The 14,620-nt window shown below is 73.1% G+C and carries 13 protein-coding genes and 2 rRNA genes; 7 read left to right on the forward strand and 8 right to left on the reverse strand.

Translation table 11 applies throughout. From position 1 onward, the window contains the following. The first annotated feature begins 21 nt into the window (after positions 1–21). From BM093_RS19660 to rutA, 3 genes are read left to right on the forward strand one after another with little or no spacing between them, the layout of a single operon-like run. Positions 22–1,416 (forward strand): MmgE/PrpD family protein, encoded by a 1,395-nt coding sequence (locus BM093_RS19660; protein WP_093346376.1) that lies wholly within the window; start codon positions 22–24, stop codon positions 1,414–1,416. Then, a complete protein-coding gene (locus BM093_RS19665) occupies positions 1,409–2,533 on the forward strand; it encodes an LLM class flavin-dependent oxidoreductase (RefSeq protein WP_093346381.1) in 1,125 nt (374 codons plus the stop codon). Before BM093_RS19660 ends, BM093_RS19665 begins: the two co-directional genes overlap by 8 nt. Further along, on the forward strand, positions 2,488–3,540 hold the full coding sequence (gene rutA, locus BM093_RS19670; RefSeq protein ID WP_093346385.1) for a pyrimidine utilization protein A: 1,053 nt from the start codon (positions 2,488–2,490) through the stop codon (positions 3,538–3,540). The genes BM093_RS19665 and rutA overlap by 46 nt, the downstream gene beginning before the upstream one ends. A 42-nt stretch (positions 3,541–3,582) precedes the next feature. On the opposite strand, the gene BM093_RS19675 is transcribed toward rutA, so the two are convergent. Next, a complete protein-coding gene (locus BM093_RS19675) occupies positions 3,583–3,978 on the reverse strand; it encodes a DUF5313 family protein (protein WP_093346389.1) in 396 nt (131 codons plus the stop codon). Positions 3,979–4,013: 35 nt separating this feature from the next. Here BM093_RS19675 and BM093_RS19680 point away from each other — a divergent pair, with 35 nt between their 5' ends. Continuing rightward, complete coding sequence (locus tag BM093_RS19680) at positions 4,014–4,457, forward strand: MarR family winged helix-turn-helix transcriptional regulator (protein ID WP_425439181.1); 444 nt, start codon at positions 4,014–4,016, stop codon at positions 4,455–4,457. A 16-nt stretch (positions 4,458–4,473) separates the two neighbouring features. Here the strand turns inward: BM093_RS19680 and ygiD are convergent, their stop codons facing one another. Then, positions 4,474–5,340, reverse strand: a complete 867-nt coding sequence (gene ygiD, locus BM093_RS19685; protein ID WP_245773649.1) for a 4,5-DOPA-extradiol-dioxygenase — start codon at positions 5,338–5,340, stop codon at positions 4,474–4,476. A gap of 140 nt (positions 5,341–5,480) precedes the next feature. Here ygiD and BM093_RS19690 point away from each other — a divergent pair, with 140 nt between their 5' ends. Both BM093_RS19690 and BM093_RS19695 read left to right on the forward strand, forming a co-directional pair. After that, a complete protein-coding gene (locus tag BM093_RS19690; RefSeq protein WP_093346400.1) occupies positions 5,481–6,974 on the forward strand; it encodes a glycosyltransferase family 39 protein in 1,494 nt (497 codons plus the stop codon). A 109-nt stretch (positions 6,975–7,083) separates the two neighbouring features. After that, a complete protein-coding gene (locus BM093_RS19695) occupies positions 7,084–7,599 on the forward strand; it encodes an isochorismatase family protein (RefSeq protein WP_245773652.1) in 516 nt (171 codons plus the stop codon). A 279-nt stretch (positions 7,600–7,878) separates the two neighbouring features. On the opposite strand, the gene BM093_RS19700 is transcribed toward BM093_RS19695, so the two are convergent. Continuing rightward, on the reverse strand, positions 7,879–11,379 hold the full coding sequence (locus BM093_RS19700) for an indolepyruvate ferredoxin oxidoreductase family protein (RefSeq protein ID WP_093346408.1): 3,501 nt from the start codon (positions 11,377–11,379) through the stop codon (positions 7,879–7,881). 186 nt (positions 11,380–11,565) lie between these two features. On the opposite strand from BM093_RS19700, the gene BM093_RS19705 reads away from it, so the two are divergent. Continuing rightward, positions 11,566–12,033 (forward strand): Lrp/AsnC family transcriptional regulator, encoded by a 468-nt coding sequence (locus BM093_RS19705; protein ID WP_218162838.1) that lies wholly within the window; start codon positions 11,566–11,568, stop codon positions 12,031–12,033. Positions 12,034–12,136: 103 nt separating this feature from the next. On the opposite strand, the gene BM093_RS19710 is transcribed toward BM093_RS19705, so the two are convergent. The 5 genes from BM093_RS19710 to BM093_RS19730 all read right to left on the reverse strand — a co-directional run. Then, positions 12,137–12,649, reverse strand: a complete 513-nt coding sequence (locus BM093_RS19710) for an Rv2732c family membrane protein (RefSeq protein ID WP_093346419.1) — start codon at positions 12,647–12,649, stop codon at positions 12,137–12,139. A gap of 85 nt (positions 12,650–12,734) precedes the next feature. Continuing rightward, entirely contained in the window at positions 12,735–13,439 is a 705-nt protein-coding gene (locus BM093_RS19715) for a M24 family metallopeptidase (protein WP_093346424.1), read from the reverse strand. A gap of 99 nt (positions 13,440–13,538) precedes the next feature. Beyond that, positions 13,539–13,937, reverse strand: coding sequence for a zf-HC2 domain-containing protein (locus BM093_RS19720; RefSeq protein WP_093346428.1), 399 nt, complete (start codon positions 13,935–13,937; stop codon positions 13,539–13,541). A 158-nt stretch (positions 13,938–14,095) separates the two neighbouring features. Beyond that, positions 14,096–14,212: ribosomal RNA gene (gene rrf / locus BM093_RS19725) — 5S ribosomal RNA — on the reverse strand. A gap of 114 nt (positions 14,213–14,326) precedes the next feature. Then, a 23S ribosomal RNA gene (locus BM093_RS19730) occupies positions 14,327–14,620 on the reverse strand; the annotation flags it as partial.

The following is a 14,620-nucleotide window of genomic DNA, read 5'->3' on the forward strand; positions in this document are numbered from 1 at the left end:
CCTTCGATCTGGAGGTCACCGATGACCCTGACTCCGGCCCCGCCGCAGACCGCGACCCTGGCCGGCACGGTCGGCGAGTTCGCCGCCCGCGCCGCCTTCGACGACGTGCCCGCCGAGGTCCTCGAACGTGCCCGGCACCTGGTGCTCGACGCCGTCGGGCTGGCGTTCGCCTCCACCGCCTACCCCTTCCCCGCCGTCGCGCTGCAGGCGCTGTCGGCCTTCGGCGGCGCCGGTGAGCAGCCGGTGCTCGGCATGGCCGAGCGCCTGCCGGCCCGCGACGCCGCGGTGCTCAACGGCGTGCTGATCCACGGCATGGACTTCGACGACACCCACATCCCGGCCGTCACCCACGTGTCGGCGGCGGCGCTGCCCGCGGCGCTGGCCGCGGCGATCTCGGCCGGCGCGGACACCCGGACCCTGCTGCTGGCCTACGTGCTCGGCGTCGAGGTCTCGGCACGCGTCGGCATCGGCGGCGCCGGCGGGTTCCACGACGTCGGCTTCCACCCCACCGCCGTCGCCGGGGCGTTCGGCGCCGCGGTCGCCGCCGGCAAGGTCTCCGGGCTCGACGCCGACGGGATCGCCCGGGCCCAGGGCGTCGTCGGCTCGATGAGCTCCGGGCTGCTGGAGTTCCTCGCCGACGGGTCCTGGACCAAGCGCCTGCACCCGGGCTGGGCCGCGATGTCCGGACTGACCGCCGCCGGGTTCGCGAAGGCCGGCTGGACCGGGCCGCCCGCGGTCTACGAAGGCCGTTTCGGTCTCTACAACACCCACCTCGCCGGGCGCGAGACCCGCCCCGAGGCGGTCGGCAGCGCGCTGGGCCAGACCTGGGAGCTGACCCGGACCGCGGTCAAGCCGTACCCGATCTGCCACTTCATCCACGCCTTCGCCGACGCCGCACTCACCCTGCGCCCCGAGATCGGCAGCGCCGACATCGCCGAGATCCGGTGCGCGATCCACCCGGTGCCGGGCAAGGTCGTCTGCGAGCCGGCCGAGGCGAAGTGGGCCCCGCGCGACGAGTACGACGCGAAGTTCAGCCTGCCCTACGTGGTCGCCACGGCGCTGACCCGCGGCCGGTTCACCCTGGCCGAGCTGGAGGACGACGCACTGGCTGACCGGGCCGTGCTGGATCTCGCGCAGAAGGTGCGGGTCTCCGACGACGACGACAGCGCGTTCCCGGCGGCCTACTCCGGCGCGGTGGAGATCGAGCTGTCCGACGGCCGGGTGCTGCGCCACCGCGAGCAGGTCAACCGGGGCCACGAGGAGCGCCCGCTGGCCAACGACGAGATCGTCGCCAAGTTCCGGGACACCATCGGCGGGGTCGCCGCGCCCGCGGTCGCCGACCGGGTGCAGGCGGCGGTGCTGGGCCTCGGTGACGCCACCCCGGCCGCCGAGTTCGCCGAGGCCTGCCGTGGCTGAGTCCTCCGGCCGGCCCGTCCAGGTGGGGGTGTTCCTCACCCACCAGCAGCCCGCGGACCGGGATCCGCTCGTGGCCCTGGACGAGCAGCTGCGCCTGGTCCGGGCCGCCCGCGACGGCGGTCTGGACTCGGTGTTCGCCGGGCAGCACCACCTGCCGGAGTCGTTCTCGCACATCCAGCCGCTGCCGTGGCTGGCGCGGCTCGCCGCGGACGCCGACGGCATGCGGATCGGCACCGGCATCCACCTGCTCGCGCTGCACAACCCGGTCGACACCGCGGAGAGCTACGCCGGCCTCGACGTCGTCGCCGGCGGCCGGTCGGTGTTCGGTGTCGGGCTCGGCTACCGCGAGACCGAGTACGCCGCCTTCGGGATCCCGCCCGGGGACAAGGTCCGCCGGTTCACCGAGAACCTGCGGATCGTCCGCGAGCTGTGGTCCGGCGAACCGGTGCACGCCGACCTGGAGTGGTGCCGGCTCGACGGCGTGCGGGCCACCACCCGTCCGGCGTCGGTGCCGCCGGTGTGGATGGCCGCGAACTCCGACGGTGCGGTCCGCCGCGCCGCCCGGCTCGGCGACACCTGGATGATCAACCCGCACGCCACGGCCGGCACCGTGCGCCGCCAGCTGGAGCTGTTCCACACCGAACGCGCCGCGGCCGGGCGGGGACCGCTCGGCGAGCTGCCGCTGATGCGCGAGGTCTACTGCGCCCCGACCCGGGAGCGCGCCCTCGAGCTGGCGCGCCCGCACCTGGCGTCGAAGTACGCGGTCTACGCCGATTGGGGGCAGGACCGTGTCCTGCCCGGAAAGGACTCGTTCCGAGCAGGTTACGACGACCTCGCCCGGGACCGGTTCGTGGTGGGCTCTCCGGAGGACTGCCTCGCGGCACTGCTGCCGTGGCGCGACGAGCTCGGCGTCGACCACTTCGTCCTCCGCACCGACTGGGCCGGCATGCCGGTCGACGACGCACTCGCCTCGCTGGACCTGCTCGCCCGTGAGGTGGCGCCGGTCCTGCGTTCCCGCCCCGCTGTCCGGCCCGACGCGGCCGTGCACTCCTCCGACCGGAAGGACTCCCCGTGGACTTCGGCGTCTTCATCCCCATCGGCAACAACGGCTGGCTGATCTCGGAGAACAGCCCCCAGTACATGCCGACGTACGACCTCAACAAGCGGGTCGTGCAGGAGGCCGAGCGGCAGGGCTTCGCGTTCGCCCTGTCGATGATCAAGCTGCGTGGCTTCGGCGGGAAGACCGAGTTCTGGGACCACAACCTGGAGTCGTTCACGCTGATGGCCGGGCTGGCGGCGGTCACCGAGCGGATCAAGCTCTACGCCTCCACCGCCGTGCTCACGCTGCCGCCGGCGCTGGTCGCCCGGATGGCGTCGACGATCGACTCGATCGCCCCCGGCCGGTTCGGGATCAACATCGTGTCCGGCTGGGCGAAGGGCGAGTACGACCAGATGGGCCTGTGGCCCGGCGACGAGTACTTCAACTACCGCTACGACTACTCCACCGAGTACGTGCGGGTGTTGCGCGAGCTGTTCGACAAGGGCCGCTGCGACCTGCAGGGCGAGTACTTCACGATGAACGACTGCGTGCTCTCGCCCCGCCCGTCCGGGCACGTGGACATCGTGTGCGCCGGCCAGTCCGACCGCGGCATGCGGATGGTCGCCGAGTACGGCGACTACAACTTCGTGCTGCACCCCGGCGTCAACGACCCGGAGGTCTATCGCGAGTCCACCCAGCGCCTGGCCAAGGCGGCCGCGGCGACCGGGCGCGACGTCGGTTCGCTGCCGCTGTTCATGGCGATCATGGCCGACACCGACGAGGAGGCCCAGGCCAAGTGGGCCTCCTACAACGCCGGTGCGGACGCCGCGGCGCTCGGCTACATGTCCGACGAGGGCAGCCGGGACGCCGGTGCCGACGGCTCGGGCACGGCGCGGACGATCAACCTGCCGGAGGGTGCGGTCAACTTCAACATGGCGACCCTGGTGGGCAGCCACGAGACCGTCGCCCGGCAGATCGACCAGGTCGCGAAGATGCCGGGGGTGAAGGGGATGATGTTCACCTTCGACGACTTCGAGCAGGGCGTGCACGACTTCGGCACGAAGGTGAAGCCCCTGCTCGGCTGACGCCCCGTGAGTGGTTATCGCGGCTCTGACCGCGATAACCACTCACGGGCCGCGCCAGCGGCGCTCGTAGCGCTCCTGGGCCTCCGCCCGGTCGTCCTCGTCCGCCGCGGCTCGCACCGCGGCGGCGTGGCCGACCGGGTAGCCGGCCTTCGCCACCCGGTGCTCGACGGACTCGTACATGTAGGCCACCCCGTAGAAGGCGCCGAGCAGCGCGCCCGCGAGCACCGACAGCGCCTTCACGTACACCGGGCCGGGGATGACCAGGAACAGGGCGACCCCGATCGGGAACAGCTGCACGGTGACCCGAGCGAGGTGGCGCACCTGCCAGCTCGACGTGGTGACGTCGTAGAGCACCCAGGTGCGGTGCCGGGCCGGAAGTCCCGCGCCGTAGGCGTAGAGCAGCCACCGCAGCGGGTTCGGCCGGATCGGCTCGTCCATTGGTCCCCCAATTCTTGGTGCACCAACAATGTACGATACCGCTCGTGGACAGCGACATCGACCTCCTGCGGCTCGACCGTCAGGTCTGCTTCGCGCTGGCCGTGGCCGCGCGGAACGTGATCGCGCTGTACCGGCCGCTGCTCGACCCGATGGGGCTGACCCACCCGCAGTACCTCGTGATGCTGGCGCTGTGGGAGCGGTCGCCGCGGTCGGTGGGCGAGCTGGCCCGCGAGCTCGCCCTCGACCCGGGCACGCTGTCGCCGCTGCTCAAGCGCCTGGAGTCGGCCGGGCTGCTGCACCGCCGCCGGGTCCCGGGCAACGAGCGGACCCTCGCGGTGACGCTGACCGACGACGGGCACGCCCTGCGCGAGCGCGCCGAGGCGATCCCGCCCGCGATCGTCGAGCGGCTCGGGATCCCGCTCGCGGACCTGGAGGAGCTGCGGACGGTGCTGAACCGGGTGATCGAGGCATCGGCCTGACCGCGCGGCCGCCCGGCTAGATGTTGGAGTACTCCGGCGGCGTGTTCCGCGGGACCTCGGCGGGGGTACCGGCCTCGGTCGCCGGCTCCGGCGGGCAGGTCATGCCGACCGTGTAGGCGGTCATCGACAGCGAGCCGTAGGCATAGCCGTCGACGAGCACCTCCGGTGCCTCGCCGCGGTCGGCCGAGGCGAGACCGGCGAGGTAGAGGGCCGGGATGAAGTGGTCCGCCGTCGGTACGGCCAGCCGGTAGTCGCCGTGCCGGTCGAGCGTCGCGAACTCGGCCGGGCGGTCGAGCATCAGCTCCCGGGCTGCCTCGTCGAAGCGCTGCGCCCAGTCGAAACCCAGGTCCGGCTGGGAGAAGTCGACGCCGCGCAGGTTGTGCACCACGTTGCCGCTGGTCACGACGAGCACCCCGGAGCGACGCAGCCGGGCGAGCTTGGCCCCCAGCTCGAGGTGGTGGTCGAGCGACTTCTCCGCGTTGATCGAGAGCTGGACGACCGGGATCGACGCGTCCGGGAACGCGTGCACCAGCACCGACCAGGTGCCGTGGTCGATGCCCCAGCTGTCGACGTCGGCACCGATCCAGGTCGGCTTCGCGATCTCGGCGACCTCGTCGTACAGCTCGGGCAGCCCGGGCGCGGGGTACTGGACCTCGAACAGATCCCGCGGGAAGCCGAAGAAGTCGTGGATGGTGCGGGGCCGCGGCATCGCGGTCACCGCGGTGGCGTTGATGTACCAGTGCGCGGAGACCACCAGGATCGCGCGCGGGCGGGGCACGGCCTCACCGAACGCCCGCCAGGCCTCGGTGTAGCGGTTCGACTCGATCGCGTTCATCGGGGTGCCGTGACCGAAGAACGCGGCCGGCATCAGCTGGTCTGCCACGGCGCCGAGGGTAGCGGCTACCGGCGGGCGACGAAGGTCGCTCGACCGGCGACTTCCGGCCGGGCCGGGTCGGGCCGGATTCGGGCTGCGCCGGCGGGCCGGCTCCGCTGTACTGACCGCGCTCGAGATCTGGGGGGATCATGCAGACCACGACCACGCCCGGGGCGCCGGCCACCGCCGCCGACTCCGCGGTGCCCCGTTTCGCCCGGCTACCGGTGCTCTCGATCGCCGGGGTGGTCGCGGTCGCGCACCTGGTGGCGGCCGGGCTCGGCCGCGGCTACTGGTTCGACGAGCTGCTGATGCTCGTCCTCGGCCGGGACCACCTCGACTGGGGCTCGGCCGACCAGCCACCGCTGGCACCGCTGCTGGCCGCGCTGATGGACACGATCGCGCCGGGGTCGATCCTGGCCCTGCGGATCCCGGCGGTCCTGGCCACCGCGGGGGCGGTCGTCGTCGCAGCGATGATCGCCCGCGAGTTCGGCGGGGACCGGCGCGCACAGGTGCTGACGGCCGGGGCGCAGGCCACAGCACTGTGGACGACACTGACCGGGCACTGGCTGACCCCGTACACGCTCGAACCGGTGCAGTGGCTGCTGCTGTGCTGGCTGCTGGTGCGCTGGGTCCGGACCCGCGACGACCGGCTGCTGCTCGGCGTCGGCGTCGTGGCCGGGATCGCGGCCGAGACGAAGTTCCAGGTGCTCCTGCTGTGTGTGGTGCTGGCGCTGAGCGTGCTCGCGTTCGGCCCGCGCGAGCTGCTGCGCCGTCCGATGCTCGCGGTCGCGGCACTGCTCGGCGCGGTGATCGCCGCGCCGACGCTGATCTGGCAGGCCCTGCACGGCTGGCCACAGCTGCGGATGAGCCCGGTCGTCGTCGCCGAGTCCGAGGCGCTCTACGGCGGACGCTGGGGTGTCGCCGTGCTGATGCTGCTCGGGGCCGGGCTCGCCGGTCTGGTGCTCGGGCTCTACGGCGTGGGACGGCTGCTGCGCGCCGCGGAGATGCGCCCCTACCGGTTCCTCGGGGTCACCGCCGTCGCGATGTACGTGCTGTTCGTCGTGCTCACCGGACGGCCCTACTACCTGGACGGGCTCCACGGCATGCTCGCCGCGGCGGGCGCGCTGGGCATGCAGCGCCGCCGCGAGGCGCACCGGGACGCCGGCACCGGTCGGCGCACGTGGTCGCTGAGCTGGGTCGCCTGGCCCGGGTACGCCGCCAGTGCCCTGGTGGCCGGCTCGTTACTGGCCCTCGCCCCCACCGTCGTCGCGCCGGAGGTCCCGGAGCGGATCGTGGCGCAGACCGCGGACGCCTACCGGGCCCTGCCCTCCGAGCAACAGCAGCGGACCGTGGTGTTCGGACAGTCCTACATCTTCGCGGCCTACGTCGACGGCTACGGCGACCGGCACGGCCTCCCGCCCGCCTACAGCGGCAACCGCAGCTACGGCTACTTCCCGCCGCCGTCCGACGACGTCGACACGGTGCTGTTCCTCGGGTCGGACCCCGAGCTGCTGCGGCCACACTTCGCCGACGTGCAGCGGGTCGGCGACGTCGGGGAGGGCGCCGGGCTGTGGCTGGCGACCGGGCGGAACGCGCCGTGGTCGGCGGTCTGGCCGTCGCTGCGGAGTCTCACGGTGGGATGAAGGACCGTGGGATGAAGCGCTGTGGGATGAAGGACCGTGAGTGGCTCGGCCGCACCCGGTGACCGGCGCGTCCGCGATCGGGCCGCCGGGTTAGCGTCGTGGCGTGCTCATGACCGCCGACGCCGCCGTCCTACTCCTGGTCGATCTCCAGCAGCGCCTGATGCCCGCCATCCACGACGGCGAGAAGGTGATCGCCCGGACCGCGCGCCTCGCCGAGGCCGCGTCCCTGCTGAACGTGCCGGTGCTGGCCACCGAGCAGGTGCCGGAGAAGCTCGGCCCGACCGTCGAGCCGCTCTCCGGCTACCCGCACCTGGTCGCACCGAAGTCCACCTTCGCCGCCGACGACAGCGGCCTGATCCCGCCCGGCCGGTCGCAGATCGTCGTGAGCGGCGCCGAGGCGCACGTGTGCGTGCTGCAGACCGTGCTGCAGCTGGCCGCCGACGGCCGCCGGGTCCTGGTCGTCGCCGATGCCGTCGGTTCTCGCGACCCCGACGACAAGGCCGTCGCGCTCGAGCGCGCCCGGGCCGCCGGCGCCGAGATCGTGACCTCGGAGATGGTGCTGTTCGAGTGGCTGCGCGACGCGAAGCACCCCCGGTTCCGCGAGGTGCACGCCCTGCTCAAGTAGCGCCCCGCTCCACCCGCGCCGGGCGCCGCCCGGGCCCCGCGCTCCGGGACCCCGCACCGCCCGTTTGCCCCGAGGGGCACCCTCGTAGCGCCGCACGCCCCCAGGGACCCCCTCGTGGCACCGGGGCCCCGGCACCACCCCCGCACGGCCGCCCCGAGGGGCACCCCCGTAGCGCCCCACGCCCCGAGGGTGCCCCTCGGGGCAACGGCCGGAGCCGGACCCCGAGCCGGGCACCGGAGTCGGGGCGCCGGAGCCCGGCGCGGGGCCCGGGTGCGACGCTCAGCCGCGCAACGCCGCCAGGCCCGCCGCCGCCTCGGCGCGGAACCGCTCGACACCGGCGAGCTTGACGTCCTCGTAGCCCTTCACCGACGACACGGTCTCCGCGACCGCCACGACGGCGTCCACCCGGGCCGGCCCGTCCAGCGACTCCAGCGCGGCGCGGACCAGGGCCTGGTACTCCCCCACCAGCTCGCGCTCGACCCGGCGGACCCCGGCGTAACCGAACACGTCCAGCGCGGTGCCGCGCAGCCGCCGCGCCGCACGCAGGGCGGTGAACGCCGGGCGCGCGACCCGGCCGTCGAGCTTGATCTTGCGGTCCATTCCCAGCGCCCGCAGGACCGGCGGGTGCAGCATGACCGAGACCTTCGCGTCCGGCCCGTACTCCGCCTCGCGACGGGCGACCTCGACCGGGTCGAGGTGCAGCCGGGCGACCTCGTACTCGTCCTTGTAGGCCATCAGCGTGTGCAGCCCACGGGCGTACGCGGCACCGATCCGGGCTCCGGCCCCGTCCCCGGCCCGGCTCGTGGCGATGGCCGCGACCCGCCGGACCTCCTCGGCGTAGCGCGCGGCGTACCCGGCGTCCTGGTAGCCGGTGAGGTCGGCGATCCTGGTCGCGAGCACCTGCTCGAGATCCGCGTCGCCGGCGGCGGCCGACCGGGCGAGCTCCCCAGCCGCCCGGTCGACCGCGACGGTGGCCGGCTGCGGTGCGAGCAGCGCGGCCCGGACCGCGGCGGGGTCGATCGCGGCGGCGCGGCCCCAGCGGAACGCGGTCAGCGTGCGCTCCACCGCGGCCCCGTTGAGCCGGATCGCCTCCTCGATCGCCTCGGCCGACAGCGGCAGCACGCCGTGCTGGTAGGCGGCGCCGAGCAGCAGCATGTTGGTCGGGAGGTGGTCGTCGAACAGCGCCTCGGCGAGCGTCTGGGCGTCGACGGCGTGCAGGTCCCGGGTGACACGGCCGATCCGCTCGACGGCGTCCTCGGCGGTCCCCGGCAGCAGGACGCGGCCGGTGACCATCGCCGCGGTCGGCATCAGCGAGGTGTTGACGACGGCCACGGTGTGCCCGGGCCGGGCGACGGCGAGGTTGGCGGCACCGGCCGTCCCGATCACGTCCATCCCGATCAGGACGTCCGCGGTGGCCGTCGAGGCACGCAGGATGCCCGTGGCCGGCTGCTTGGAGATCCGCACGTCGGAGACGACCGGGCCGCCCTTCTGCGCCAGCCCGACCTGCTCCAGGCCGGCGGCGCACAACCCGTCGAGGTGCGCGGCCATCTGCAGGATCGCCGACGCGGTGACCACCCCGGTGCCACCGATGCCGGGCATCCGGATCAGGGTGGTGTCGCCGGTGTGCGGCGCCGGCTCGGTGAGCGGCACCGGCAGCGACGGGATCTCGCGGGGTGCCCGGGTACCGGGTTCGACCAGCAGGAACGACGGGCAGTCGCCCTTGAGGCAGGAGAAGTCGGAGTTGCACGACGGCTGGTGGATGCGCGTCTTGCGGCCGAACTCGGTCTCCACCGGCAGCACCGACAGGCAGGTGCTCTGATCGCCGCAGTCGCCGCAGCCCTCGCACACCCGCTCGTTGATCACGACCTTCTCGGCGGGGGTCGGGAGCTTGCCACGCTTGCGCAGCCGTCGTTCCTCGGCGGCACAGCGGTCGTCGTGGATCAGGACGGTGACGCCGTCGAGCTCCTTCAGCTCCTGCTCGACGCCCGGGAGGTCGTCGCGGTGCCGGATGCTCGCGATCGGGTCCAGCCCGATCCCGCGGTAGCGCGCCGGCTCGTCGGTGGTGACCACGATCCGCCGTACGCCCTCCAGGGCGAGCGAGCGGGTGATCTCGGGGACGCCCATCCGGCCCTCGGCGCGCTGCCCGCCGGTCATGGCGACGGCGTCGTTGTAGAGCAGCTTGTAGGTCATGGTGACGCCGGCGGCGACGGCCGCGCGGATCGCCAGCGACCCGGAGTGGTGGAACGTGCCGTCGCCGAGGTTCTGGACGAGGGTCCGGTCGTCGGTGAACGGGGCCAGGCCGAACCACTGGGCGCCCTCGCCGCCCATCTGGGTCAGGCCGATCTGGTGGCCACGGTGCTCCCCGTCGAGAGCGATCATCGCGTGGCAGCCGATGCCGACCCCGACGAGCGTGTCGTCGCCGGTGCGGGTGGATGTGTTGTGCGGGCAGCCGGAGCAGAAGTACGGCGTGCGGCTCGCGGGCTCGCCGGAGGTGCTGAGGTCCAGAGCGATCCGCGACGGCCGCGGCGGCGCGAGGTGCTCCAGGTGCCGCCGGGCGCGCTCGGGCAGCTCGGCCGCCCCGACCGCGGTGAGCCGGGCGGCGACGGCGCGGGCGACTTCCTCCGCGGAGAGCTGGCCGCGGGCGGGCAGCAGCGGACGTCCCCGGTCGTCGCGCCGGCCGGTGATCACCGGCTGGTGTGCGCGGCCGTAGAGGGCATCGCGCAGGTGCCCCTCGAGGAACGGCACCTTGTCCTCGACGACGAGGACCTCGGACACCGTGTCGGTCAGCTCGGCCAGGACGTCGGCGTCGACCGGGTAGGGCATCGCGAGGCGGACGAGGCGCACGCCCAGCATGTCGAGCTCGCCCTCGCCGAGGCCGAGGTCGTCGAGGGCGCGCAGCACGGTCGCGTAGCCGGTGCCGGAGGCCAGGATCGCCAGGCGCGGGTGTCGCGAGTCGAAGGTGATGCGGTTGAGACCTGCCTCGCGGGCGTACTGGCGGGCGAGGTCGAGGCGACGGGTCAGCTGGTCGTGCTCGGCCTCGATCGCGGCCGGCCCGACCAGCGCCCCGCCCTGTGCCCGGCCGGACGACGGCGGGCGCGGGATGCCGAGCAGCTCCGGGTGCAGGGCACCCAGGTCCACGGTGGACGACGCGTCGGCGACGTCGGCGATAATCTTCAGCCCGGTCCAGAGGCCGCTGGCCCGGGAGAGCGCGACGGCGTGCAGCCCGAACTCGACGACCTCGGCGACGGAACCGGGGGCGAGCAGCGGCAGGCCGAGGCTCTCCGCCATCGGCTCGCACGAGCTGGGGACGGTCGACGACTTGCAGGACGGGTCGTCGCCGATGATCGCGACGGCGCCGCCGAGCCGGGCGGTGCCGGCCAGGTTGCCGTGCCGGATGGCGTCCGCGGCCCGGTCCAGGCCGGGGTTCTTGCCGTACCAGTAACCGACGACGCCGTCGTGCCGGCGACCCGGTACGGCGTCGAGCATCTGGGTGCCGGCGACAGCGGTCGCGGCGAGCTCCTCGTTGAGCCCGGCGCGGAAGACGATGCGGGCCTCGTCGAGATGGGCGGACGCCCGGCCGAACTCGGCGTCCAGCCCGCCGAGCGGGGAACCCTGGTACCCGGAGACGAACGACGCCGTGTCCAGCCCGCGCGCGGCGTCGAGCCGGGACTGCTCGAGCGTGAGCCGGACGAGTGCCTGGACACCCGTCATGGGGGCCCGGCCGCGGGTGGCGACGTACTTGTCGTCCAGGCTCACGCGGCTCTCGGTCTCACCGGTCATGCTCGGCTCCTCGCGGGTCGGTGGTGGTGTACGGGCGGGATGTCCGGCCCGCCGCCTCCGGCACGGTCCGTCCAGGACAGCGTGACCACGACCACTTCGCAACATCACCGGCACAACTCGCACCAAAGACGCAACAGATGCGATGTACTAGCTCCGGTTACAGATGTTCGTTGTGCAGGAGGCGGTGTGCTCAACAAGGGAGCGGGCGACAACCAGGTCGAGGACATCGACGACATCGACCGCGCGCTGCTGCGGCTGCTGCACGAGGACGGTCGCCGCACGTTCGCCGACATGGCGGCGCAGGTGGGGCTGTCGACGGCGGCGACCAAGCGCCGGGTGGACCGGCTGCGGGAGACCGGAGTGATCACCGGCTTCACCGTGCAGGTCGACCACAAGAAGCTCGGCTGGGCGGTCGAGGCGTTCAGCGAGGTCCGCTACGCCGGCACGACGAACGTCACCGACATCGTCGAGACGGCATCACGGCAGCCGGAGGTCCAGGCCGTCTACACCGTCGCCGGGGATCTCGACGCGCTCGTGCAGGTGCGGGTACGCGACCTCGAGCACCTGCAGGAGGTGATCGACCGGTTGCGGCGGACGGGGACGATCACCGGGACCCGCACCCTGATGGTGCTGGGCCGCTGGACCCGGTCCTGAGCCTGCGTTCGTGGCCGGGCGGGCGGCCGGGACGGCGGCCGGCCAGGAGAGCCGGAGGCCTGGGGCCGGCGGGCTGAGGGCCGGCGGTCAGGCGGGCCGGCGGTCAGGCGGGCCGGTGGTCGGGGGGCGGCTGCTCGGCGTCCCGGGGACGGGCGGCCACGACGATCCGCGCCCAGGTCCCGAACAGGACACAGGTGCCCAGCACGGTGATGACGAGTCCGGGCCCGATGTCGGCGTCCGCGGCGGCGGTCTGCCGGGCCCACAGGGCCCACAGCCCGGCGAGGGAGCCGATGGCAGTGACCGTGGCGGCCGCCCAGGCGAGCGGCCAGAACCGGGTGAGCAGCGCCAGCACGGAGACGACGAGCCCGGCGACCGTGACGAGCGTGAACAGCCGGGGCAGCGGCCCCATCCCGGCCTGACCGGCCAGCACCTGCCAGCCTGCGGCGCGTGCCGACCACGGCATCAGCATCGACGCGGTCACGGCCGCGACTGCCGCCCCCGCGACGACAGCGGCCGGGCCCGGGTCGATCCAGCGCTCGACGCGCCAGGCGATCCGGGTCAGCTCGTTCTCCAGCTCCGGTGTCGCAGCGGGGCTCCAGGTGCGCCGTTCGCTCATCGGCCCGTCCTCGTCGGCTCCTCGCGGATACAGGCATTTTGCCACGTCCGCGGCCGCCCGGCGTGGGCCGGGCGCGACCGGTCGGTCAGCGGCGCAGAGTCAGCAACTGTTCGAAGAACCCGCCGATGCCCCGGGCCCGGTCGACCAGGTGGATCTCCAGGATCCAGTGGCAGCGCCGGCCGGACGGGTCGAGCCGCCGCATCGGGTGGGTGCTGCCGGGAGCGATGTAGCTCTCGATGCGTTCGCCGTCGATGAACTCGTGCGGGAACTCCCCGACCAGGTGTCCGCTGTGCGGGCCGCCGAACTCCCAGCCCGCTGCCTCGGCGAGCCCGACGACGTGGGCGAACAGCTCGGCTCCGCCGATGTCGGGGGTGGCCTCGAAGTGGGCCCGCCCGGCCTCCCAGATCCGCGGGAGGTCGTCACGGAGCCGGTGCTTCACCGGGTCGTCACCGAGGACGAAGGTCCGGCCGACGTCGGCCTCCCACTCCGCGAAGATCGGCCCCAGGTCCACGAAGACGATGTCGTCCTCGCCGATCCGGCGGTCCGGCGGGTTCTCCCGGTACGGCTCCAGGGTGTTCTCCCCGGCCCGGACGATGCGCTTGTGCCAGTGCTTGTCGGTGCCGAACATCTCCGCACCGAGGTCCCGCACCCGGTCACTGACCGCCCGTTCGCTCACACCGGGGGCGATGAGACCACGGCGGGTGACCTCGTCGAACAAGGCGATCGCCTGGTGCTCGGCCTGGACGAGATGGTGGGCGCGGGTGTCCTCGTCGAGCGGGGTGCTCGTCATTACGACCTCCTGGAGTCCGTCGCCACCGTACGTCCGGGCCGCGGGCCCGTCAGCACGGTCCCGACGATCTCCGAGCCCCGGACGGACGACGGCGGATCGTCACGCCGCCTTCGTCCCGCAGCGGCACGGGGCACCGTCCTGGCAGCCACAGCCGCAGGTCGCCAGGCAGCCGCACGCGCTTCGCGCGCCGTCGCCGGCGTCGGCCGGGCCGTCGCCGCAACAGCCGCCGGGCAGGCAGGTGAGCTCGGGTGCGGCGACCGCCACCGCGGCCGGTTGCGGCTCGCTGATCCCGAGCGTTCTCAGCAGACCGTCCGCGAGGTCCGGCACGGGCTCGGCCGGGCCGACGCGGGCGAGCCGGCCGAGCCACCGGGCGCTGCCCTCGTAGGCACGGCACGCCGCGCATCCGGCGAGGTGCGCATCCGCGGCCGCCCGTTCCGCGGGACCGGCCTCCCCGTCGAGGGTTGCGGACACGACCTCGCGGCACTGCTGACAGGTCATACCTTCACTGTCGTACACGGGACCCGTCCGGTTCCACCCGCCCCCCGTTCAGCCGAACCCCACGCCGTACGGGGGTCCGCAGCCGCAAGCGGATCGGCGCCCCGGAACGCGAAAAAGCGCACCCGGACGAATCCGGGAGCGCTTCTCCACACATTGAATGTCGGCAGTGACCTACTCTCCCACACCCTGTCGAGTGCAGTACCATCGGCGCAGGAAGGCTTAGCTACCGGGTTCGGAATGGGACCGGGCGTTCCCCTACCGCCATAACCACCGACAACACTATCAACAAATAACCCCGACCTCGCACACAAACCGCACAGGTCAAGGACCGAGCACAACCACATGATGGTTGTGGACTCAGGGTCACACAGTGGATGCGAACAACATGTCATGGCAAGCCCTCGGCCTATTAGTACCGGTCAACTCACAACCCCTCACAGGGCTTCCATCTCCGGCCTATCAACCCAGTCATCTCCTGGGAGCCTTACCCACTCAAGGTGGTGGGAGACCTCATCTTGGAACAGGCTTCCCGCTTAGATGCCTTCAGCGGTTATCCCTCCCGAACATAGCCAACCAGCCGTGCCCCTGGCGGGACAACTGGCACACCAGAGGTTCGTCCGTCCCGGTCCTCTCGTACTAGGGACAGCCTTCCTCAAGTCTCCAACGCGCGCGGCGGATAGGGA

This window comes from Pseudonocardia ammonioxydans (assembly GCF_900115005.1).
GTDB lineage: Bacteria > Actinomycetota > Actinomycetes > Mycobacteriales > Pseudonocardiaceae > Pseudonocardia > Pseudonocardia ammonioxydans.

What these genes read in the sequence shown, in the direction of transcription:
- BM093_RS19660 (WP_093346376.1), top strand. Translation starts at nt 22, where the DNA reads ATGACCCTGACTCCGGCCCCGCCGCAGACCGCGACCCTGGCCGGCACG.
- BM093_RS19675 (WP_093346389.1), bottom strand. Translation starts at nt 3,978, where the DNA reads ATGGACGAGCCGATCCGGCCGAACCCGCTGCGGTGGCTGCTCTACGCC.
- BM093_RS19690 (WP_093346400.1), top strand. Translation starts at nt 5,481, where the DNA reads ATGCAGACCACGACCACGCCCGGGGCGCCGGCCACCGCCGCCGACTCC.
- BM093_RS19695 (WP_245773652.1), top strand. Translation starts at nt 7,084, where the DNA reads ATGACCGCCGACGCCGCCGTCCTACTCCTGGTCGATCTCCAGCAGCGC.
- BM093_RS19700 (WP_093346408.1), bottom strand. Translation starts at nt 11,379, where the DNA reads ATGACCGGTGAGACCGAGAGCCGCGTGAGCCTGGACGACAAGTACGTC.
- BM093_RS19710 (WP_093346419.1), bottom strand. Translation starts at nt 12,649, where the DNA reads ATGAGCGAACGGCGCACCTGGAGCCCCGCTGCGACACCGGAGCTGGAG.
- BM093_RS19715 (WP_093346424.1), bottom strand. Translation starts at nt 13,439, where the DNA reads ATGACGAGCACCCCGCTCGACGAGGACACCCGCGCCCACCATCTCGTC.
- BM093_RS19720 (WP_093346428.1), bottom strand. Translation starts at nt 13,937, where the DNA reads ATGACCTGTCAGCAGTGCCGCGAGGTCGTGTCCGCAACCCTCGACGGG.